The organism is Marinomonas sp. ef1, from assembly GCF_002806845.1.
Taxonomy (GTDB): Bacteria; Pseudomonadota; Gammaproteobacteria; order Pseudomonadales; family Marinomonadaceae; genus Marinomonas; species Marinomonas polaris.
This window is the reverse complement of sequence record NZ_NHTT01000003.1, coordinates 124495-147501: the sequence shown is the minus strand read 5'-3', so window position 1 is coordinate 147501 and position 23007 is coordinate 124495. Positions and strand designations below refer to the sequence as shown.

Genomic DNA, 23007 nt, shown 5'->3' with positions numbered 1-23007 from the left:
TAAAATGCAAGATATGCGCCATTTCGACACATTATTTTTCCGGAGATTAGAAGCAAAAAAGGCTCTAAATAGAGCCTTTTAAGAGTAATTAACCAAAAAGTAACACACGAATAATAGGTAAGAACTGAAGCAGTGCAAGCTAGCGCTAATAAAGAACCAAATTAATGCACAGCATATCGAGTCTGTGCAAGCAGAGCTAAAGCCAAGCGGTCTTTAGTGTTGGTTTTCTTAAAAATAGACGTCAAATGGGCTTTTACAGTACGCTCTGTAATACCCATTTCAAGTGCGATTTGCTTATTAGACAAGCCTTTCGAAACACTGTGAGCAACATCTAATTCACGTTCAGACAAGTCATCCAGTTCATCGTTGTGAATCTCTGCTGGCGCGGTAGATTGCATAATAAGCTGTTGAATAAATGCTTTTCCGCCCCAGATTTCACCGGAGTCAACAACCGAAAGCACCAGAGAAAGTTGCTCTTTACCAATATAAGGAGCACATTGCCCGCTAACGCCAACAGAAAAAAGTCTTAAAGCGGCAGCTTGACTTGATTGATTAGGAAACACGATAACTTTTTGCTTTGGAAAGGCTGAACAAAGTGCAACCACTTCTTCAACCTGTTTAGAAAAAAATTTATCTTCTAAATAGATAAAGCAGTAAGTGAAGCTAGATGATGCCGCTTCTAATGTTTGATATACCTCTTCAAATGTCTCTGCTCGTACCAATAAGGAATCCACACTGACTATTTGATTCCAATGTTTCCATACGGCGTCATCTGTATTCCAACACAAAGTTTTCAAAATAAGTCTCGTCCTATTAAGTGCGATGAACCATTCTAACCAGCAAATAATAACGTATTGTTAACATTTGTAACTGTTCATTGAGCTTGAAAACTTTTTTGTAATTACCGTTCACGAAGCGCATTTTGTTTTGCTTTTAAAATTGGCTTAAGCAAATAATCCAATAAGGTTTTCTTACCAGTAATTATATCTACTGTCGCTTGCATGCCTGGAATAACGGGCAATGGGGCTTGCTCTGTTCCTAAATAGTTTTTATCAGTCCTCACCCTGACCAAATAAAAGCTATTGCCCTCTTCATCAAGAATAGTATCGGCACTGATGTTTTCAACTATGCCATGCAAACCACCAAATATTGCAAAATCATAGGCGGAGAGTTTAACCACGGCACTCAAATCAGGTTTAATAAAACCAATATTTTCAGGACGTACTTTTGCCTCAATCAACAATGAATCTTCAAACGGTACAATTTCAAGTAAATTCATACCGGGCTTGATGACACCGCCAACCGTATTAATTTGAATCTGTTTCACGATACCTTTTACTGGTGAACGAACCTGTGTTCTTGATACTTTATCTTCAAGGGATACATTACTTTCACGTAACTGATCTAATTTACTTTTTACTCCAGTTAGGTCTTCTTGGGCATCCGCCCTAAATTTCGCTTCACCTTCGGATAGTTTACTTTGCGCTTCTTTCAGCGCTGAACGCGCCCGAGGAATCGCTAACTGAGTTGCTTCCAAATCCCCTTGCAACTGATTGACTTGGCGTTCGAGCTGCAATAACTCAACCCTAGACACGGCTCCTTGCTCAAACGCAGGTCGAGTTAATGCCAGCTCTTCTTTCGAAAAAGCATAACTCTGTTTTAAATTTTCTAGTTTTGCCTGTAACTCAACTATTTCTTGTTTCTTTTGCTCAATCTGCTGCTGAAAGCCAACCTGGTTAGTCCGTAAAGACTCTAATCTGTTGTTATATAAATCAAGTTCACGCTTTACAACCAGCGGATAATCTTTCATGATTTCCGGATCAAATTTAGGCTCCAGACCATAAGATTCAGCCTGTAAACGAGTCGCTCGAACTTTTAAATTAATCGATTCGGCTTGCTGCTCACGCAATGATGACAAGGCTTCAGTATTTTCTATCGTCATCAACACTTGTCCACTATCGACCACTTGACCTACTTTGGCATTAATTTCTTTTAAAATACCACCTTCAAGGTTTTGAATCTGCTGGACTTGGCTAGAAGGAATAACTTTCCCTTCGCCCACAGTAACTTCATCTAAAGCCGTATAATTAGCCCACACCAATGCCGCTGCCACAAAAATAAAAATCACCCAAAGGATAATTCTACCGCCACGTGGTGTTTTCAACATCAAGGCCGCATTTCGGTCTGTCAGATACTCTAAATCATCTTGTGAAATCGAATTTTTATTACTCATTATTAACTGACCTTCAACTTGCCTTGACGAAGCGCTTCATGCACTTGCGCTTTTGGACCATCAGCAATCAAGCGACCATTATCCATAACGATAATTCGATCGACCATATCTAGCATAGAGGCCTTATGTGTAATCAAAATAAGGGTTTTGTCTTTCACCCCTTCTATTAAGCGACGCTTCATTCGAGACTCTGTGGTGTTATCCATCGAAGCTGTCGGCTCATCCAAAATCAAAATTGGTGGATCAAAAAGTAGTGCCCTTGCGATAGCAATACTTTGACGCTGCCCCCCAGATAACAAGGCGCCACGTTCACCAACAATACTGTCTAAACCGCTTGGTTTACGATTGGCAAACTCAGATACTCCGGACAGATCTGCCGCACGAATAATGGCATCGTCTTCCATATAAGGAACGCCCATCACAATGTTATCTTTTATCGAGCCATAGAATAAATTCACATCTTGCGAAACTGCACCAATATTCCGACGTAGATCGGTTGGGTTTACTTGGCGCAGATCCACGCCATCAATTCTTATAGCGCCGCTATCAGGTGTATAAAGCCCTGTCATTAATTTACCAAGGGTCGACTTACCAGAGCCGATCCGGCCAATAATAGCGACTTTTTCGCCTTGCTTAATATTAATATTAATAGCACTAACTGCGGCTTGTTCTTGATCAGGATAAGCGAAGTTAACTGCTTCAAATTGAAATTCTCCCTTAAACACTGGGCGATGAACAAACTTGACATCATCCGGGTTTTCAACTGGCGAAGACATAATTTCATTTAGAGATGTAAAAGCAGATTTTGCTTGGTTATAGCGTGTCGCTAAACCAGCTACTTGCGCCATAGGGCCAAGCGCCCTTCCAGTCAACATAACAGACGCAACCAAAGCGCCCATACTCATATTACCTTCAGATATTTGATACACCCCAACAATGACAATAATAACGGTAGTTAGCTGCTGAGCTACCATCGCAAAAGAGGAAGAAGATTGTGACAACTGACGAGTTTTGACTCCCCAATCAGCAATGTTACCAACAGCATTTTCCCACTGTTTCTGCATCACGCCTTCAGCATTATTGAGCTTCACACTTTCCGCGTTATACAAACTCTCAATCAAAACCGCATTTTTTTGTGATGCCGTTTTTTGACCCTCTTCGATAGAGCGACGTAATGGGATTTGAATGATGATGCTATAAAGGACGATCAGAGCAATGGTTACAATGGGAATATAGCCAACAGGACCACCAATCAACCAAATCACACCAATAATCAGAAACATAAAAGGAATATCAACCAAAGTGGTGATAGACGCCGATGTAATGAAGTCTCGAATACTTTCAAATTCTTGTAGGTTTTTGGCGAAAGCCCCGACAGACTTAGGCCTTGATGCCATGGTGATATTATTTACTCTGGAAAAGATAGCTGCTGATATCAAGATATCTGATTTTTTGCCAGCTATGTCAATGAAATAAGCCCGCAAGGTTCGCAATAAAAAATCAAATAAGTACACGACAGCAGCGCCGATGGCCAACACCCAGAGTGTATCAAATGCATTGTTCGGCACAACTCGGTCATAGACGTTCATCACAAAAAGAGGACTAGCAACGGCGAAGATATTGATTAATAAAGATGCAATAAAAACGTCTCGGTAAATTCGCCAAGAACCAGAAATAGTTCCCCAGAACCAATGCCCTTTTTTACTTTCTTTTTCATCGCTTTTTTCAGAGCGTTTATCAAATTGATACAAAGGACGAACAAAGAAGCAATAACCAGTACAAGACTCGGCAAGCTTATCGATAGGTAGAGTAATTTCCCCCTCACCAGATTCTGGACGAAGTATTTTTGCGGTGCCTTGCTTTTTATCCAATTCAAGTAGAATACAGGCTTGCTGATCTCTTAATAGCAACACCGCGGGCATGACCATGTTGGGAATTTTTGCGATAGGTCGTTTAACAAAACGAGTACTAATACCAATACGCTTAGCCGCACGCTGAAAAAGTTCTGGTGTCATTGCATTGTCGGTAATAGGTAAACCTGAAGCAATACCATCCGAAGTATAAGGATTATGAAAGTATTTACTTAACAGTACTAAGCAATCTAACAGAGGATTAGGGTATTCTAACGAAGCACCTTGTGTATCCCACTGATCAATATCTTCTTTAGAACCATCTTCAACTTCTGCATCCGTCTTCCCTTCGTCTGATTCATTTGCAACTTCATTTTCTTCATACGAATCATTTTCTAAAGGTGACGAAGAGTTCTGTTCTGAACGACCAGAGTCAGACATACTCTATATTCTCCTAAAACTACCGGAAATCTGTTTTTTATAAACAAATAGCTTATTAATTATGGTCTAGAATAGTGTTTATTAAGTAATATGTGAAGCGAACTTATGCCTTACTACAAATTGAAACACAGAAGGAAATCAACATGCTATACGCAAAAGTCAATGAGAATGGTGTAATTATTGATGTCGCCACATCTCAATCAGATGAGTACAAACTACTCGTAGCACCAAATGATCCGACAGTTGCTAGCATATTGGAAAAAAAATTCACTACAGCAAGCACTAGCACCCAAGAAATACTCGCTAGTTCTGACGGTGAAATGATGCGAATACTTGAAGATTTGGTAGACCTTCTAACTGAAAAACGCTTAATACAATTTACTGAATTGCCCCTAGCGGCACAGAAAAAATTACTCGGTAGAAAATGGGTTCGTGGCGTACACAGTAGTAGCGACGAAAGCTTAATGACAGATAGTGGTATTGCCGAAGGAGACGATGAAGACGCTTTAATCTAAAGTATCTTCATTTTTAAGGAAACAAGATAGCGACATCGATCTACATATCTTGTGCACGACCGATTAGAAATCCTTGACCGCCCGATACATCAAAACGTTTCAATGCTATCCATTGTTTTTCGCTTTCAACCCCCGTCGCAATCACTTCAATGTTTAAGCTATTAAACATCTTACACAAAGTGTGCATGAAGAAAGACTCAGACTCTTTGCCTGCAGCCATTCGGGTATAAGAAGAATCTACTTTGACATAATCCGGCATCAAAGTTTGTAAATATTGAAAGGCAGAAAACTGCTTGCCCACATTATCAATCCCAAATTGCACTCGCTGTGTTTTTAGCATCTGAGCCAACTCATTCGCCTGTGCCTCTTCAACCAGAACACTCTGCTCCGAAATCTCAAACATCAATTTACTTTTTACGTCTGCATTAAGGTTACTCAATGTTTTATCTAACCACGTAATAAAAGCAGGTTTAGCGTAAGAAGAGGCTGACAAATTTACGGTTAATGGAACAGTAAGCTGCCTCGATTTAATGTGTTCGATCACTCGCCCAATAATGACTTGGTCTATTTGACTACCTAAATCAAACAGCTCAGCCAAACCAATAAAATACCCCGCATGATACTCTTTCCCAGCATGCTCCAAGCCCATAAAGACTTCTTCATGAAGAATAATTGGCGTTTCATCCAAAGTTGTAATTTTTTGTTTTTTAAGTTTGAAAGATTTATGCCGTATTGCTGATTCTAATATTTCTTTCCAAGCAGTTTTACTAATGGCCATATCTTGGCCCATATTAAGGTCAAACACTTTACTCGTATTGCTACCTTCTCGTTTTGCCTCACGCAGAGCCGCATCTGCTTGAGACATGGCACTTGAACGCTCTACCGATCCATCAATGGTCACTGCACCAATATTGGCCACCGCAGCAGAATAACTAATGCTAGCCGTATTCAACTCCATTAGCTCTGCCAAAATTTCATCAACTACTTTGATAAGCTGACTTTGATCAAAATTAGGGATAAGCAAAACAAAGTCCGCGCCAGATAAACGCGCTAAGGTTGAGAAAGAAGAAAGTGTTGACACTTTTTTGGTTAAAATATCGGCCGCAGACTGAATAAACATATCCGCTGATTCATAACCACGCTCATTATTTAACTTACCCAAATCCGCCAAACTAATCAGAACCAGACCATCAATACCACGCTCTCTTTCAGCAAAATGTGACTTCATCTGGCTTTCAAAAAAATGTCGATTCCCTAATCCACTAACGGGATCTTTAAACGCTTTGGCTTGCAGCCATTGAGCCGTTTCGACTTCAGAAGCGAACTCTTTTTCTAGTTTCTCTGCCATTCGATTCATAGATAAAACAACAGACTTTAGCTCTCGTGTTTTAGGCACTGCAATGGTTTTAATAAAACGACGTTGCTGAATCGCTTCCGCTTGTTTTTCAAGCTCAGCCAAAGGTCGAAATAAATAACGTAACGCAAAACTGCCAATAACCAGAGTGATTGCACCAATCACAAAAAAGGACACTAATAAATCCCGTGAAGCGAGCCAAAGCTGATTGTAGCCATACCCGGCACTACCCGTAATATAAACTTGCCCTAACTCACTCCAGCCATTTGAAATAACCGCTTTGGCCACTGGCACCTTGAAATCAATTAGCTGAATAAACCAGGTTGGTACACCGTCTATTTTTGTTTCATTGGAACGGGTAATATTTTTATCTGTATCGTAAACATGAATGCGCACTTCTGAAAAATAGCCGCTATCGAATACAGCGTTAATGCTACTTTCCACTGATGCATAGTCTTCTAACGCCATGAAATCGGATACCGACATACTCAAGGATGTTGCTGAGTCTTGGGTGGTGGATTCCAATTGCCCGATCAAATAGCCTTTCGTAGTGTTAAAATTAATGCCCATCACAACAGCTAGCATCAATGAGAATATGGCAATAATCGTCATCATTAATTGGCGGAACAGCGTCATCCAAGTTCTCCTAGTTTGTCATCGTATTAAAACGATTATTTAAATCTGTCCACAAGCTCAATCTAGATGAGCCACCTACCAATACACCGCGCCCTTTTTCTTTTGAAAGCCACAAATTCTCTGCGTTGAACGAATAAATAGGCAAGAGATCATTGCGCTTTGACGCGGGTTTTAATTCTTTATCAAGATTATCAAGCAAGACAGGGACGGACGTTGGTTTGTGATAATACGCCAATACCATATGATGCTGATTAAGCTTTAACGCCTTTACATAGACAAGTCGTAGCTTTTCATCTGGCACACCAAGCTCTCTGAGAGTGAAGTATTTGGCTATGGTAAAGTCTTCACAGTCTCCAGCTTGCATGCCTAAAAACTCAATGGGTGTTGCCCAATAGTCTTCTTTCCCCCACAAGGTCATGTCGTCGACAAAATCCATCTGGTTAAAAAAGTTATTCACTTGAGCGAGCTGATCAACAATAGGTAAAGATCGAGAATCATCAATCAGCTTTCGCCAAGCTAAAATACGCTTTTCTGCACCCGCGCCATAGACTACGCCAGCTTGTTTCGCTAACTTTCGATATTTATCTGACACATCAGCATACAACCACCAATGCGGCACAAAGCACATGATAAGAAGCACACAAACAATACGTTTGGTGCTTCTTAGATAGGAAAAAAACGAATTAAATCGTTTTTTCACTGCAAAGTTACTTGTCAGACTTAGGCTTTGCATTAAAAGCGGCCAACTGCTCGGCTGTGGCTTCTGGTTGATACTTGGCTTTCCAAGTGTCATAAGGTTCGCCATAGACAAATTCGCGTGCTTCATCGTAGTCTACTTTCACGCCTTGCTGCTCTGCCTCGGCCATATACCACTTACTCAAACAGTTACGACAAAAACCAGCTAAGTTCATCAGATCAATATTTTGCACGGACTTATTATCGTCAAGGTGTTTCAAAAGGCGACGCAACACGGCGGCTTCAATTTCAGTTTGTTTATTCATAATAATTTCAAATCTCTTTGTCTTCTTATAATTCGTTAACGATTACTCAAGGTGTCGATGACTTAAAGGCTGCTTACGCCACTGCCATTCTTGCGCCACAACCATAAACTCTCTTAATGGCTGCATATTTTCGCCAGTAACTTGTTCTATTGCATAGGCACACGCTTCTAAGGTTGATAATGACTCAATACCTGGTGACTTTCGAATACTGTACTGCCCAACTGGCGCCTGTGAAAAACAAACCGCTTTAAAAGCATATAGTAAGGGTTCTATGAAATAGAATTTCTTCGCCTTCCGCCAAGTTGCATCAATTAAAATTAAGCCTTCAACCTCAGCAGTCGAGTCTGCATCTATCGATTCGATAGCGACAGCAGAATCCGATGGAAATACCAAACGCCATTTAGCTGGATCTTTTTGCCTCAAAGCACTCGCCAGCACATCGTGATTTGCTATCGAAATACATTCCACTGACGACAAACCTAAAGACAATAATGACACAGTGTTTTTGGCATGTTGCGCTTCTTTAGGATCTTGCAAAATCAAGATCTTTAATCGCGTAGAAAGCACAGGTATCCAATGACAAACACACTGTTCTGTTAAAAAGTGGCAATTATCACAGCGTGTTCTTTTTGCGCTTTGCATGCTCGAGTCTCTAGTTTAGTCACCTATTTCTCAAGCCAATTTTTCAAGATAGGCTTTTACGACGTTATTCCAGCCTAGATCCAAAGCTTCAACCGTCAAAGCATGACCGATCGATACTTCCATGATTCTACCTTGCTCACACAAAGCTTGAACATTATTCAGATCCAAATCATGTCCAGCGTTCACTTCTAAACCCGCGTCTAATGCGGCTTGTGCAGCGTGCTGATAAGTCTCAAGAACCTCAGTAAATCCGTCTTTTCCAAACGCATTAGCATAGGCTTCAGTGTAAAGTTCTACACGGTCAGCACCAACCTCTTTAGCTAACGCCATATTTTCAGCTTCTGGGTCCATGAATAATACAACGCGTATACCTTTGGCTTTGAGTTTAGCAATGACTGGACGCAATGCATCTTGGTCACGAGCGATATTCCAACCGTGATCAGATGTTAGCTGATTTGGATCATCAGGTACCAGCGTACATTGATCAGGTTCTACTTCTAAAACAACGTCCAAAAACTGCGCATCAGGAAAACCTTCAACGTTTAATTCAGCACCTGGAAAACGTTTTAATAGCGTCTTCAAATCGTAGGCATCTTGATAGGTCGCATGACGCTGATCTGGTCTTGGGTGAATGGTAATACCAAACGCGCCCAGTTCCAGCGTACGCTCCGCCATATCAATCAAATTTGGATAATCTCTTCCACGAGAATTTCGAAGCAAGCCAATTTTATTCAGATTAACGCTTAAGTGTGTCATTCAACTTCTCTCGACAGGGTCATTTATTGGCATTATAGGACAAACACATAGCGTCCATCACTAAAATACCAAACAAGTTATCAGCTCAAGCCATTATATAGAGCAAGGCTTATGATAAACTGAGCGCCACAAAATAGGAGTCCAGGATGAAATACGAACTCTTTCAATCCATTTACGATCGTGCAGCTCTTCGACATGATGGAGCAAAACACCTTGAAGCCATGCTATCTGTACCACTAAGCCCATCAAAACTCAGTCAACACAGTGACGATAGATGGCTGGCGGCGTTCTCTCAGAAAGTCTTTCAATCTGGCATTAACTGGCAAGTAGTTCGCAACAAATGGCCCGGTTTTGAAACGGTTTTTTTCGGTTTTGATATCGAAAAAATGTTGTTAATTCATGACGAAATGTGGGAAGAAAAAGCCAAAGACGTACGCATCATTCGTAACTTTGGCAAGGTGATGACGATCCGAGAAAACGCCCTGATGATTAGCGAATGTCAGGCTAGCTATGGATCATTCTCTAACTTTGTTGCTAACTGGCCGAATGACGACATTATTGGCCTGTGGGCCTATTTGAAAAAGCATGGCGCTCGCCTTGGTGGCAACACCGGCCCCTATACATTAAGAGCAATGGGCAAAGACACGTTTATGCTCACCAGAGATGTCGAAGGCTATTTACGTCAACACGAGATAATAACCACAGGAAGAGACACTCAATCCGCGTGGAAAGCAGCACAAGGCGCGTTTAATCATTGGCACAAAGAAAGCGGTCGCTCTTATACAGAAATTAGTCAATGCATAGCTTTAAGCGTCAATTAAACACTTTACACTCTCAGTAACTTATTTTTTAGGAGAAAACATGGCAGATCTTCGTATCGACATTATTTCAGATGTAGTTTGCCCTTGGTGCTATTTAGGTTATTCCCGCCTTAAACAAGCTATTGAACAATTAGGCGATGACTATAAAATCGACATTCGTTGGCAGCCCTTTGAGCTACATCCTGATATGCCATTAGAAGGCGCCGATCGAGAAACTTACCTCGGCGAGCGGTTTGGCAGTCAAGAAAAACTCAATGAAGCCACTCACGCTATTCAACAAGTGGGGATTGAAGCAAGTATTCAATTCAATTTCTCAGAAAAAGATCGCATCCCCAATACTAAACTTGCTCACCAATTTGTGCTTGCTGCCACTAAGTCAGGATTAGCAACACCGTTTGTTTTGGCAGCATTTCATGCCTATTTCACGGACGGAAAAGACATAGGATCGAAGAGTATCTTAGAAGAAGTAGCAGTAAGTATCGGTATGCAAAAATCCGATATTGAATACGCATTGAGCACAGAAGCTAAAGCACTGACTGAAAAAAAACTACAGCATTTACGTGGTATAGAAATTAATTCAGTGCCGACATATGTCATCAACGACAAATATATGGTTCAAGGCGCTCACACTCCAGAATCCTTCTTAAAAGTGCTTACCGATATTGCAGAAAAAGAGTTGTAATCCATATAACTACATCCTACTGACGATAAGGCTAAAGCTGTCATTTGGTCTTATCGTTAACTCTTCGACAAAACTCTAAAAAAAAACTATCAAACCATGCAAACAGATAAATTCTTATCTATTGATAATCATTAACATTAAAAATACAATCGCATGATTAGAATATTAGTGAGAGTGATTTTCATTTATGTACGTTTGTATTTGTAACCGCGTATCAGACAGAGAAATCAAAGCGTCCATTCAAGAAGGGGCGACAACCATGCGTGAGCTATACAAAGAGCACAGCATTGGTAGCCAGTGTGGAAAGTGCTGTCAGTGCGCGAAAAAATTACTGAACAATGAGCTTCTCAAAATAGCAGAAACTCAAGTTCAGGTCGCTTAAGATCAGTTATTACACCGTGGTAATAACTGATTTATTACATTTGTGACTGAAGATAATTTTCGATTCCAGAACTGGCAATTAAATGCTGCTGAGTTTCAAGCCAGTCAATTTGCTCTTCTTGCTCTTCTAATATTTTTTCCAGCGTATCACGACTCATAAAGTCTTTTTTCTGTTCACATAAATTGATAGCTGCTTTAAGAGCTGGCAAAGTATCTAATTCGAACTCTAAGTTAGCCGAAATCATCTCTTCACTATTTTCCCCAATACGCAGACGTCCAAGATCTTGCAGATTAGGCAAACCTTCTAAAAACAAAACTCGCTCAATCAAACGATCAGCATTTTTCATTTTTTGAATGGAAGTTTTATAGTCTGCTTTATCAAGCGTACTAAAACCGAAGTCTTTAAACATACGAGCATGAAGAAAATATTGGTTAATACCCACCAATTCATTCGCTAATACCTTATTTAGGTTGGCAACTACGTCACGATCCCCTTTCATAAAATCTCTCCTTAGTTACCCATCTGTGACTGGTAATAGTTCTGCATGCCAATTTTATCCATTAGGCCAAGTTGTTTTTCCAACCAATAAACATGGTCTTCTTCAGTATCAAACAGTAACTTTTCAAGTGTCTCACGTGTTTGATAATCGCCTTCGGCTTCGCACACAGCAATCGCTTCACGAACACAACTCACGACTTCTAGTTCAAGTGTCAAATCATTACTCATCATAGAATGAACATCAGAGCCAATTAGCAAATCGCGACGCTTAGTCATGCACGGCACACCTTCCAAAAACAAAATGCGCTTGATAAGCCAATCAGAGTGCTGAGTTTCTTCTTCCATTTCATGATTAAGGCGATCATACAACTTGCTCAAACCCCAATCTTCATACATACGCGAGTGAATGAAATACTGATCAATTGCCGCTAATTCATTCGCTAACAGCGAGTTCAGACTATCAATTACTTTTTTACTGCCTTTCATATTCTTCTCCTCTTATTTCAAGTAAGTCCATTTCACATGACGAATGTAGTACGGAAGACTTGATTAATAAAACACTGAAGTCTAGAACATAATTCTAGACTTCAGTGTTAATTTGCTAATTTTTTAAAACAACTCTTTGCTTGACGACTCGTCGCCTTTGATTACCTTACCCTCACCTACTTTCACTTCAAGACTGTCGATACGCTGAAGTCCCCTAGGCAGTTTCAAGCCTCTTCGGCCACGCTCGCCAAGATATTCTTCTAGATCCTTTTCAGTAAAGGAGATAAAACGCTTGCCAGCATAGGCCGTCAACAGATCATTTGGTTGAACACAAGCTAGTGCTATGACTAACTCTTCCCTGTCTGCAGCACGAGCACTTGGAATACTTAGCATCTTGTTGCCCTTACCTTTCGCCATTTGCGGTAACGAAGCGACATCAAACGCCAACATACGGCCTTCATTAGAGATAGCAACAACACGTCCAGACGCTGGATCTTGCACAGGAACCGGCGCCATTACTTGAGCACCTTTCGGTAACGACAAGGTCGCTTTGCCTGCTTTATTTTTTGCATACAGCTCTTTTAGCTGGGCAACAAAGCCATAGCCTGCATCACTTGCAATCAAGTAATGCGCCTCTTCATTATCCAGTACCGCAGATACAATAGTTGCGTCTTTTTCTAGTGAAATACGACCTGTAATAGGCTCGCCTTGGCCACGAGCAGAAGGTAAAGTGTGTGCCTTGATAGAATAGGTTCGTCCATTAGAAGCAAGCAATACAAGTGTTTGGTTAGAACGACCTTTAGTACTCACTAAGAACTCATCGCCAGACTTGTAGCTCAACCCATTCACATCAATGTCATGGCCTTTTGCGGCACGAATCCAACCTTGTTTAGAGATAACTACCGTAATTGGATCATTCGACAATAAGTCTTCTTCACTAAAAGCCTGCGCTTCTTTACGAGCAACAATAGGCGTTCGGCGATCATCACCAAAGTCGTCAATAGCTTCTTGAATTTCTTCAGTAATTAGTTTTTTCAGCTTACGATCCGAAGACAGCAGACCTTCTAACTGCTTACGCTCTTTCTCTAGCTCGTCTTGCTCACCTTTGATACGCATTTCTTCAAGTTTAGCAAGGTGACGCAATTTCAACTCTAGAATAGATTCAGCTTGCATATCGCTCAAACCAAAGCGAGCCATCAACTCAACTTTTGGTTTTTCTTCCGTACGTATGATGTCGATAACTTCATCGATATTTAAGTAGGCAATTAACAAACCTTCTAAAATATGTAAACGGTTATTAACTTTATCAAGACGGAATTGCAAACGACGACGAACTACATCAATACGAAAGCGTAACCACTCAGATAAGAAGTTCTTTAATGGCTTAACTTGAGGCAAACCGTCTAGGCCAATCACGTTCATATTGACGCGATAAGACTTTTCAAGATCGGTGGTCGCAAAAAGATGCGTCATAACCGAATCAATATCAACACGATTTGATTTAGGCACAATTACCAGTCGAGTTGGGTTTTCATGATCTGATTCATCACGCAAATCCACAACCATTGGTAGTTTTTTCGCCTGCATTTGCGCCGCAATTTGCTCTAAAATTTTGCTACCAGATACTTGATGAGGTAACTCATTAACAACAATCTCGCCTTCTTCAATCGTAAAACGAGCTCGAGCTTTAATCTGCCCTTTGCCAGTTTCATAAAGTCTAACTATGTCACTTTTTGGCGTAATGATTTCGCCACCAGTTGGAAAATCAGGACCTTGGATAAAATTGAGTAAGTCATCTAATTCAGCGTTTGGATTATTAAGCAGGTGAATACAAGCACTGCCAATTTCACGCAAGTTATGCGGCGGAATATCCGTCGCCATACCAACAGCAATACCTGTCGTGCCATTAAGCAATAAGTTAGGCAATCGCGATGGCAAAACCGATGGCTCTTGTAAGGTACCGTCAAAATTAGGTGTCCAATCCACAGTACCTTGACTTACTTCTCTCAGCAGTACATCCGCGTATTTTGACAAACGAGACTCGGTATAACGCATGGCAGCAAATGATTTTGGATCATCTGGCGCACCCCAGTTACCTTGACCATCGACAAGCGGATAACGGTATGAGAAAGGCTGAGCCATCAACACCATTGCTTCATAACAAGCACTATCACCATGAGGATGGAATTTACCTAGCACATCCCCTACGGTACGGGCGGATTTTTTGTATTTCGCGCTGGCTTTCAGCCCTAATTCGCTCATCGCGTAAATTATACGGCGTTGAACTGGTTTTAAACCGTCACCAATATGCGGCAAGGCTCGATCTAAAATAACGTACATGGAGTAATTCAAGTACGCTTTTTCTGTGTAGTCTTTTAATGAAAGGGTTTCATTCGACTCGAAATTTGACAACTCACTCAAGGAAACTTTCCTTCTATAATCGTTTGCATGGGCAAATTATCGGCGCATGCGGATTTCATAAACTAATATGGGCTCAACTATAAAGAAACATCCCAACTCACTGCAACACTCACCGTAAGATTATCATGGAAAGGTCGCTATTCTCGTGTTTCAATACATTCGATAATTAAAAAGGTACTTGATGGTGAACATAACTGAACAAAACACACTTGACCCGATGAACTACAGCCTTGGGGAGTCAAGCAAACACTTTATCATCCATCAACAAGATGACCTTTTTATTGCACATGAATACCTGTTTCAGACAGACATTCCTAGCCGCTTCTATCACCATCAAGCAGATACCTTTCTCTTTATCATTAGAGGGGAATTATACTTACAACAATGCACCCAACAAAACAGTGAACAAGAAACAGCCTTAAAGCAGCATCAGGGAATTTGGTTAACAGCACAGACGATTAACAGCATCACCTTGCTAACACCAGCGGTAGAACTGTGCTTAATACGACTAAAGAACACTGGCCAAGCTGAATTAAACAACTCGTTTAAAAAAGTATCTTCTGGCACAGTGGAATCAATCTCAGGAAGAAGTCACATTAAGACATGGCCACTATGGCATGGAGAAGCCGGTCAAATTGCGTTAGAACTTTACCCACCTCAATTTAAAGAGACACTTTATTATCAAAAAACAGCCACTCAATACCTTCTTCCGCTGACCGGTATCGCGTTCATTTCAAACGATAAGAAAGTACCTAAAGCTTGTCCTCGTTATGGCAAAATAATTGCTCATAAGGAGCCCAGAGCCATTTTAAATCCAAGCAACGAAAGTGTTACTGTGCTGTCAGTGATGACAACAAAAAACACCAAGGGACGGATTTTACTTCTCACAAAACCTGAAGGCAGAACACTTTAGCCTATATTCAGCGCAGTACTAATGCCGTGAGAATATGATCCTCCCATTGTCCATTGATTTTCAAGTAATCCCTTGCAATACCTTCTTTATCAAAACCCAGCGCCTTCAACACGGCTGCGCTGCGAGAATTTCTTGGCATATAGCTCGCTTGAATTCGATCAATATGCTGCTCTTTATGAATGTATTCTATTCCTGCGTTCAAGGCTTCTTGCATGATGCCTTTGCCTTGCTCACTTTCTCGCAAACTGTAACCAAGATTACAGGCCTGAAAAACACCACGTATAATATTCGAATAATTGGTGTAAGCGAGCATTCTGTCTTCATTAGGTGACAGAAAACAAAAGACAATGCCTTTATCTTCTAAAAAATCACGACGCATTTCTCGAACTCGTAACTGGCAGGTTTCAAGTGAATAGTAGCCATCGGTTCTATATGGCTCCCATGGGGCAAGAAACGCCTTTTCTTGATTAATATAATCGTGCAAGAGCGGAGCTTGAGCTTCGTCTAATATTTTCAATACGCCTCTCTCGGTAACAATCCGAGGAAAACGTGAAGCATGTAAACCTTGGTTAGAGTACTTAAATGACATGTCCCTCATCACTTCAAACAATTTTAACGAATATTCTTCATACCAAAAATTTTCACCAATGGATAAGGTTCTACGCTGCATATCATGGGTCAACCACCCCTCTGCAGCCTCCTTTGTTTGCCAATAAGTCATCAGCAGATCCATTTCCCCCGAACCATATTCAGCACCAAGATAGCCGGGCTGACCTTGAGCTAGTTCGAGCATTTTTTCTGCCATGATTCGGTAAGTCAAGTCATTCAACATCAACTTACTAGACAACATGATCGCAAAATAAGGCAATTCACTTGGGGAACTAAATACGTTCATCGATTCTCTAAAATAAATGGATGGATCTTTTAGCTAGGCGTAGATGCAAAATTATATCCGCACCTATGTAAAATCGTAGGCCATAGTTAAAATCTCAAGCTATAGTTAATATCTAGGTTTTGGACAGATCTATACTGACGAGGATGCGCTTCTTTTTAAGCCTTGTAATTCAAAGCATTTAATTCGCTTTATATTGCCGTCAGAGTGTTTCTAAAGACACAGGCCTTGCAATATTTTATACAACGACTTTAGGCTTCTAAAAGCCAATTGCAAGTAGATCTACCTTATTGATATTCCCCCTTTGTACCAATAAGGATAAGGAAAGCTTTGTGCCCGCTTTATGCGGGCACTTTTTTACTTTACTGCTACTTATCCCAAGTAACACCCGCTCCAGAAGTAATGGCTTGATATTGGTCTGGACGACGGTCACGAAACAAACCAAAAGAACGTCGGGCCTTACGAATAGCTTCTAAATCATACTCAGAGTACAAAATGGTACTTTCATCGCGACTTGCGACACACTTCATTGCCCCCATTTCGTCTGTCATGAATGAAGAGCCGTAAAACTGGATAAAACTGTTTTCACCTTCTTCACGACCAACCCGGTTTGCAGCAATGACTGGCACCATATTCGCTGCAGAATGCCCCTGCATGGTTCTTTGCCAATGGTCTTTGGAATCCCATTCAGGATAAGGAGGCTCTGAACCAATTGCTGTAGGGTAGAAGATTAATTCTGCACCTTTCAGAGCTAGCTCACGCGCTAACTCTGGAAACCACTGATCCCAACAAATACCACAGCCAATTCGACCAAACTGCGTATCCCAAACTTTTACGCCAGTATTACCTGGTGTGAAGTAGTATTTTTCTTGGTAACCAGGACCATCTGGAATATGCGTCTTGCGGTACAAATCCATTACTTCACCATTGGCATCAATCATCACCAAAGAGTTATAAAAGACGTTACCATCGCGCTCAAAAAAGCTAATTGGCAAAACTACACCTAACTCTTTAGCAAGCTTACTCATTGTCTGAATAGCCAAACAATCATTTACCGGCTGCGCCCAATCAAAATACGCTGGCTTTTGATCAATGCAAAAATATGGGCCCATAAACAATTCTTGCAAAAGAATAATATTTGCCTGATTTGCAGCAGCTTCTCTTACTTGTGAAACCGCATTATCTAAATTCGCTTGAAAGTCTGTACTGACCGCCATTTGAACGCAGGCCACTTTTACATTACTCATACTTACTACCTCCAAAATATGTTGCGCTACAAGCACAAAAGCTCATTTTATACTTGAGTCAAATATGTTGTGCCTTCTAGCACTTTTTTATAGGTCGCCATTAGTGATACTTGCTCTTCTTGGCTTAATGGACTTGCTGCCACTTTGTCTTGATAACGCTTCATCAACTCTTGCTCATTATAGCTAACGGACTTAAGTACATCCTGAACGCTATCACCTTTCAATATGTGATCAATTCTGAAACCGTCGTCTGTTAAGTAAACGTCAACGGAACAAGTGTCGCCAAATAAATTATGCAAATCCCCTAGTGTTTCTTGATAAGCCCCGACTAAAAAGAACCCCATCAAATAATCTTCACCTTTTGGTGGCGGTGGTGGCAATGGCAAAGAAGATTCAATACCTTGGCCATCCACGTAGCTGTATAAGCAACCGTCCGAATCACAAGTAACATCTTGGATTTTGCCTCTGAAAGAAGGCGCTTGATCCAAGCCTTGTAAAGGCAATACTGGGAACAATTGGTCGATCCCCCACGCATCAGGCATAGACTGAAACACTGACAAGTTAACAAATAATTTCTCAGCTAAACGTTCGTTTAGCTCATCAATTACCGCACGGTGCCCTCTATTTCGATTGTCTAAACGAGGCAACAAGTTGCGACACGCAGATAAGAAAAGGTTCTCTGCTTGCGCTCTTTGCGATAGGTTAAGCTGGCCGTGATTATATAAGGTCAAGCTGTCATTGAAATCATCTAGCAAGTCATGATAAATCTCGACCAAAGATCGACTTTCTTCTTCATTCTCGCCTTTTAAACTTTGATAAGAAGCCCAAAGTCTTTGCAGCTCTAGCTCGCTGTCTTCAGCTGGCTCTTCAATTGGCAAGTGCTCAGCTCCATGTGAGAAAACATCCGCAATCATCATGGCATGATGAGCTGTCACAGCTCGGCCTGATTCAGAAATCAAATGAGGGTGCGGAAGTTCGTATTGCTCGCACACATTATGAAAAGCAAACACCACATTATTGGCATATTCGCCGATACTGTAGTTCGCTGAAAAATCATTTTGACAACGCGTACCTTCGTAATCGACCCCCAAACCACCACCAACATCGACCCATTTAACTTTTACACCCATCTGGTGAAGTTCTGCGTAATAACGAGCACACTCTTTAAGGCTATTTTGAATATCACGGATACGAGTGATTTGTGAGCCTAAGTGGAAGTGAATTAGCTCAAGACAATGCAACAGATCCAATTCACGCAAGCGATCAATAGCTCTTAGCAATTGCGATGTGGTCAAACCGAACTTAGATTTTTCGCCACCACTGTTACCCCAATGCGTCGTACAAGTAGAGGCCAATCGAATACGAATACCAATTCGAGGCTGAACCCCGATTTTGTCGGCTTCTTCTAGAATCCAATCAAGTTCATGCATCTTCTCAACAACAATAAACACCTGATGACCCATTTTTTCGGCCATCAAAGCAAGATGGATAAATTCACGATCTTTATAGCCATTACAAACTATGATTCCATCGGCGTTTTTATGCATGGCCAAAACAGCCATAAGCTCTGGCTTACTACCTGCCTCTAAGCCAACAGTAGCAGCATTATCTGGCTGACATGCCGCAATTTCCTCTACCACACGACGCTGCTGGTTTACTTTAATTGGATAAACAATGGCATACTTTGCTTGGTAGTCGTAATGCTCTATTGCCTGTTGAAACGAATTAGTAATTTTCTCAATTCGCGAGTGCAAAATATTAGGAAAACGCACAAGACATGGATAAGGAATGCCTTGTTGTTTAAGCGCCACAGAAAGCTCAGTCAAATCAATGCTATTTTCCCTATCAGGTAGCGCAATAGCGCGCCCTTTATCATTGATTGAAAAAAAGCCACTACTCCAATGACTTACATTATAAAGTTCCATCGAATCTTTGATTGACCAAGGCTTCATATCATCTCCAAAAGTCTAAATAGCTGTAAATTAGCACCGTTTCTAATAAAGGTACGTCATAGTTAAACACAGACATATTTTTTAGGTTTAGTTCAAATAAAAAAAGCGGGGCTAAGAAATATCTTAACTCCGCTTTATTCTAACGAACGAACAAATTAAGAAACGTGTTCGCCATGAGCTTGCTTATCCGCGTGGTAAGACGAGCGAACCAAAGGCCCACACGCAGCATGCTTAAAGCCTAGCTCTTTTGCAACTTGTTCATAACGTGCAAATTCTTCAGGCGGTACAAAACGCGCCATTGGAAAATGATGCTTAGAAGGCTGTAAATATTGACCAATCGTCAACATGTCAACGTTATGAGCTCGTAAGTCTTTTAGTACTTCAACAATCTCTTCGAATGTCTCGCCCATACCAACCATCAAACCAGATTTAGTTGGTACATCAGGACAACGATCTTTAAAGTTTTTCAAAAGATCTAATGACCACTGATAATCTGATCCTGGTCTTACCTGACGGTACAAACGTGGAATAGATTCTAAGTTATGGTTGAAAACATCAGGTGGTGCAATTGAAAGTGTATTAATGGCTACTTCCATGCGACCGCGGAAATCTGGCACCAATGTTTCAATCTCAATATTCGGGCTTTCGGCACGTGTTTCTCTAATACAATCAACAAAATGTTGTGCACCACCATCACGAAGATCGTCACGATCTACAGAGGTAATAACCACATATTTTAGTTTCATATCACGAATAGCAGCCGCCAACTCTTTTGGCTCATCAACACTAAGCGGATTAGGACGACCATGCGCAACATCACAGAAAGGACAGCGGCGAGTACAAATTTCACCCATAATCATAAAGGTAGCGGTGCCATTGCTGAAACACTCACCTAAATTTGGACAATTCGCCTCTTCACAAACTGAAGCTAATTTATGCTCACGCAAAGTCGCTTTGATACGAGCTATCTCTGGCGAAGCTGGCATACGGACACGAAGCCAATCAGGCTTACGTGGAATTTCTTCAGTAGGAACAATCTTAATGGGAATACGCGCCATTTTATCGGCTCCGCGTAATTTTTCCCCTTGGACAACGCGTTTGCGTTCTGTTGTCATTCTATTTCCACCCTTGTTGGATAGCCGGATAATTGTATCCGAGTTGCTCAGCCAGCTGATTCGCTAGCTGAGCCTTTACATTCGATAAAATAACGCCTTTATTGAGGCGTTTCATATCAACCATTTGTAAGCCTTGATAGCCACATGGGTTAATACGATTAAATGGGGTGAGATCCATATCAACATTTAAGGCAAGTCCATGAAATGAACAACCTCTGCGTACACGTAATCCTAGTGACGCAATTTTTTGTTCATCCACATAAACGCCTGGTGCATCTGGCTTTGGGTAGGCCTCTATAGCGTTCAGCGCTAAAGCGCGCACCACAGAGTTCTCTAACACACTAACCAAATCACGAACGCCTATCCCAAGACGTTTTAAATCAACCATAACATAGGCAACCAGTTGGCCCGGCCCATGATACGTGACCTGACCACCACGGTCGACCTGAATAACAGGAATATCGCCCGGAGCCAAAAGATGCTCTTCTTTACCGGCTTGACCTTGCGTAAACAAGGAAGGATGTTCTAACAACCAAATCTCATCAGCATCGTCTTTTGAACGAATTTGAGTAAATTGCTTCATCCTTTCCCATGTTTCAGCATAATCAACAACACCCAAATCACGGCAAATTAAATCAAGTTCCATTTACATGACCATCTTAACGGCTTCAATTGACATCAAGTCACGATGCAAAGCCGATAGTTGATCTTCACTTTGAGCCACTATACGAAAACTAAAGCTAATAAAACGCCCCTTACTGGAACGATTAGTATTCTCAGCAGCGGTATTCATCTCCGGAGCATGAATAAGCAATCGCTCAGTTATCTCAGCATGAATACCATCCACATCAAGTGAAACAACTTTTATAACGTAGTTTTCACAAGGGAACTCTATTTTGGGTGCATCAACTGTTTTCTCAGCCTGATCACCATTTTTCGTAATTAGTGCCATTAATTTAATCTACCACTCGCCATTAGGGCTTAAAACAAGTTCATAAAAAAGAGTTTAATTTTATCAAACATTCGCTTAAAGAAACCACCTTCTTCTACTGCTTCTAATGCAACAACTGAGCGCTCTAGTAAAATATTGCCTTCAGAACCAACAACAATCTTACCCAATACATCACCCACAGCAATGGGTGCCATAATTTCTTTATGCATATCAAGTGTTGCTGGAATAGACTCACCTTGCTGACGCGGCATAGTAACAAGTACATCTTCTGCAAAACCCACTTTCACATTAGCCTGTGTACCACCCCAAACACGGGCATTATTAACCACTTGACCACGGCTATATAGCTTGCGAGTTTCATAATATCTAAAACCATAATCTAACAATTTTTGCGACTCAATAGCTCGAGCTGTATCAGATTTAGTACCCATAACCACAGTAATCAGACGTGTGCCGTTTCGAACTGCAGAGGCTGCCAAACAAAAGCCAGCGGCTTCAGTATGACCAGTTTTCATACCATCAACGGTTTTATCACGCCACAACAACTTGTTACGGTTAGGCTGACGAATATTATTGTATGTGAACTCTTTCTCAGCATACATGCTGTAATTTTCTGGGAACTGCAAAATAGTTGCACGCGCCAACTTAGCTATGTCATGTGCACTCGAGTAATGATCTTCTGCTGGAAAACCAGTTGCATTTACAAAGTGTGAATTTGTCATACCAAGAAGTTGAGCATGCTGATTCATCAAATCAGCAAAAGCAGACTCACTACCAGCAATATGCTCCGCAGCAGCGACACTAGCATCATTACCTGACTGAATAATAATGCCACGCATCAAGTCTTCTAATTTAACTTGTGTACCTTCACGAATAAACATACGCGAACCTTCCATCCGCCATGCTTTTTCACTTATGTTTACTTTATCATCCAATGATAAGTTTCCACGCGCTAGCTCATATTCAATAATATAAGCCGTCATCAATTTTGTTAGACTTGCAGGAGGCAAGGCCTGATCAGCATTATGTTCAACCAAAATGTCGCCAGTATATGCATCCATAAGAATGTAACTACTTGCTGACAATTGTGGTGGCGTTGGGATTAATGAAGGAGCAGCAAAAACAGAGCCGCTCACGAAGCAAAATACAAGGGATAAAGTAACTAGGAGTTTTTTCATACTCAAAAATATCGTCTTCTTAAAAAATGTTAACAAATGA

23 protein-coding genes are annotated in these 23007 nt (G+C 41.0%); 5 read left to right on the top strand and 18 right to left on the bottom strand.

All coding sequences use genetic code 11. From position 1 onward, the window contains the following. Positions 1-161: 161 nt before the first annotated feature. From CCS02_RS05425 to CCS02_RS05415, 3 genes are all read right to left on the bottom strand, one after another. On the bottom strand, positions 162-797 hold the full coding sequence (locus CCS02_RS05425; protein WP_072839958.1) for a helix-turn-helix domain-containing protein: 636 nt from the start codon (positions 795-797) through the stop codon (positions 162-164). A gap of 104 nt (positions 798-901) precedes the next feature. Next, a complete protein-coding gene (locus CCS02_RS05420; RefSeq protein WP_100185705.1) occupies positions 902-2233 on the bottom strand; it encodes an HlyD family type I secretion periplasmic adaptor subunit in 1332 nt (443 codons plus the stop codon). Between the two features lie 2 nt (positions 2234-2235). Then, entirely contained in the window at positions 2236-4524 is a 2289-nt protein-coding gene (locus tag CCS02_RS05415) for a type I secretion system permease/ATPase (RefSeq protein ID WP_100636025.1), read from the bottom strand. A gap of 143 nt (positions 4525-4667) precedes the next feature. Between CCS02_RS05415 and CCS02_RS05410 the strand changes: the two genes are divergently transcribed. Further along, positions 4668-5039: a hypothetical protein gene (locus CCS02_RS05410; protein WP_072839955.1), complete on the top strand. Its 372-nt coding sequence runs from the start codon at positions 4668-4670 to the stop codon at positions 5037-5039. 40 nt (positions 5040-5079) lie between these two features. Here CCS02_RS05410 and CCS02_RS05405 read toward each other — a convergent pair whose 3' ends face one another. From CCS02_RS05405 to CCS02_RS05385, 5 genes are read right to left on the bottom strand one after another with little or no spacing between them, the layout of a single operon-like run. Further along, complete coding sequence (locus tag CCS02_RS05405; protein WP_072839954.1) at positions 5080-7029, bottom strand: bifunctional diguanylate cyclase/phosphodiesterase; 1950 nt, start codon at positions 7027-7029, stop codon at positions 5080-5082. Between the two features lie 10 nt (positions 7030-7039). After that, positions 7040-7729 (bottom strand): transglutaminase-like cysteine peptidase, encoded by a 690-nt coding sequence (locus CCS02_RS05400; protein ID WP_100185747.1) that lies wholly within the window; start codon positions 7727-7729, stop codon positions 7040-7042. 7 nt (positions 7730-7736) lie between these two features. Then, positions 7737-8030: a DUF1244 domain-containing protein gene (locus CCS02_RS05395; RefSeq protein WP_072839952.1), complete on the bottom strand. Its 294-nt coding sequence runs from the start codon at positions 8028-8030 to the stop codon at positions 7737-7739. 42 nt (positions 8031-8072) lie between these two features. Next, positions 8073-8672 carry a tRNA-uridine aminocarboxypropyltransferase gene (locus CCS02_RS05390; protein WP_072839951.1) on the bottom strand — a complete coding sequence of 200 codons (600 nt, stop codon included), beginning with the start codon at positions 8670-8672 and terminating at the stop codon, positions 8073-8075. A gap of 30 nt (positions 8673-8702) precedes the next feature. Further along, a complete protein-coding gene (locus tag CCS02_RS05385) occupies positions 8703-9428 on the bottom strand; it encodes a pyridoxine 5'-phosphate synthase (protein WP_100185708.1) in 726 nt (241 codons plus the stop codon). A gap of 146 nt (positions 9429-9574) precedes the next feature. Between CCS02_RS05385 and CCS02_RS05380 the strand changes: the two genes are divergently transcribed. The 3 genes from CCS02_RS05380 (at position 9575) to CCS02_RS05370 (ending at position 11313) form a co-directional block, all read left to right on the top strand. After that, positions 9575-10249: a DNA-3-methyladenine glycosylase I gene (locus tag CCS02_RS05380; protein WP_100185709.1), complete on the top strand. Its 675-nt coding sequence runs from the start codon at positions 9575-9577 to the stop codon at positions 10247-10249. 40 nt (positions 10250-10289) lie between these two features. After that, positions 10290-10931 (top strand): DsbA family oxidoreductase, encoded by a 642-nt coding sequence (locus CCS02_RS05375; protein ID WP_072839948.1) that lies wholly within the window; start codon positions 10290-10292, stop codon positions 10929-10931. A gap of 187 nt (positions 10932-11118) precedes the next feature. After that, positions 11119-11313, top strand: coding sequence for a (2Fe-2S)-binding protein (locus CCS02_RS05370; RefSeq protein ID WP_072839947.1), 195 nt, complete (start codon positions 11119-11121; stop codon positions 11311-11313). Positions 11314-11347: 34 nt separating this feature from the next. On the opposite strand, the gene bfr (CCS02_RS05365) is transcribed toward CCS02_RS05370, so the two are convergent. The 3 genes from bfr (CCS02_RS05365) to parC form a co-directional block, all read right to left on the bottom strand. Further along, the gene (gene bfr / locus CCS02_RS05365; RefSeq protein WP_072839946.1) at positions 11348-11812 is read right to left on the bottom strand and encodes a bacterioferritin; all 465 of its coding nucleotides are present in this window, start codon (positions 11810-11812) and stop codon (positions 11348-11350) included. An 11-nt stretch (positions 11813-11823) separates the two neighbouring features. Beyond that, on the bottom strand, positions 11824-12297 hold the full coding sequence (gene bfr, locus CCS02_RS05360; protein WP_072839945.1) for a bacterioferritin: 474 nt from the start codon (positions 12295-12297) through the stop codon (positions 11824-11826). Positions 12298-12420: 123 nt separating this feature from the next. Continuing rightward, positions 12421-14718, bottom strand: coding sequence for a DNA topoisomerase IV subunit A (parC, locus tag CCS02_RS05355; RefSeq protein ID WP_100185710.1), 2298 nt, complete (start codon positions 14716-14718; stop codon positions 12421-12423). A 184-nt stretch (positions 14719-14902) separates the two neighbouring features. Here parC and CCS02_RS05350 point away from each other — a divergent pair, with 184 nt between their 5' ends. Continuing rightward, on the top strand, positions 14903-15631 hold the full coding sequence (locus CCS02_RS05350; RefSeq protein ID WP_157807973.1) for a hypothetical protein: 729 nt from the start codon (positions 14903-14905) through the stop codon (positions 15629-15631). A gap of 7 nt (positions 15632-15638) precedes the next feature. Here CCS02_RS05350 and CCS02_RS05345 read toward each other — a convergent pair whose 3' ends face one another. The 7 genes from CCS02_RS05345 to CCS02_RS05315 form a co-directional block, all read right to left on the bottom strand. Then, complete coding sequence (locus CCS02_RS05345; protein ID WP_084122391.1) at positions 15639-16526, bottom strand: GNAT family N-acetyltransferase; 888 nt, start codon at positions 16524-16526, stop codon at positions 15639-15641. 365 nt (positions 16527-16891) lie between these two features. After that, entirely contained in the window at positions 16892-17770 is an 879-nt protein-coding gene (aguB, locus tag CCS02_RS05340; protein ID WP_072839942.1) for an N-carbamoylputrescine amidase, read from the bottom strand. A 47-nt stretch (positions 17771-17817) separates the two neighbouring features. Then, entirely contained in the window at positions 17818-19722 is a 1905-nt protein-coding gene (gene speA / locus CCS02_RS05335) for a biosynthetic arginine decarboxylase (protein ID WP_072839941.1), read from the bottom strand. 155 nt (positions 19723-19877) lie between these two features. Beyond that, positions 19878-20837: a lipoyl synthase gene (gene lipA / locus CCS02_RS05330; protein WP_072839940.1), complete on the bottom strand. Its 960-nt coding sequence runs from the start codon at positions 20835-20837 to the stop codon at positions 19878-19880. A gap of 1 nt (position 20838) precedes the next feature. Beyond that, the gene (gene lipB, locus CCS02_RS05325) at positions 20839-21483 is read right to left on the bottom strand and encodes a lipoyl(octanoyl) transferase LipB (RefSeq protein WP_012070530.1); all 645 of its coding nucleotides are present in this window, start codon (positions 21481-21483) and stop codon (positions 20839-20841) included. Continuing rightward, positions 21484-21789 (bottom strand): YbeD family protein, encoded by a 306-nt coding sequence (locus CCS02_RS05320; protein WP_072839939.1) that lies wholly within the window; start codon positions 21787-21789, stop codon positions 21484-21486. It abuts the gene before it with no gap. Positions 21790-21818: 29 nt separating this feature from the next. Beyond that, positions 21819-22967: a D-alanyl-D-alanine carboxypeptidase family protein gene (locus CCS02_RS05315; protein WP_072839938.1), complete on the bottom strand. Its 1149-nt coding sequence runs from the start codon at positions 22965-22967 to the stop codon at positions 21819-21821. Positions 22968-23007 lie beyond the last annotated feature (40 nt).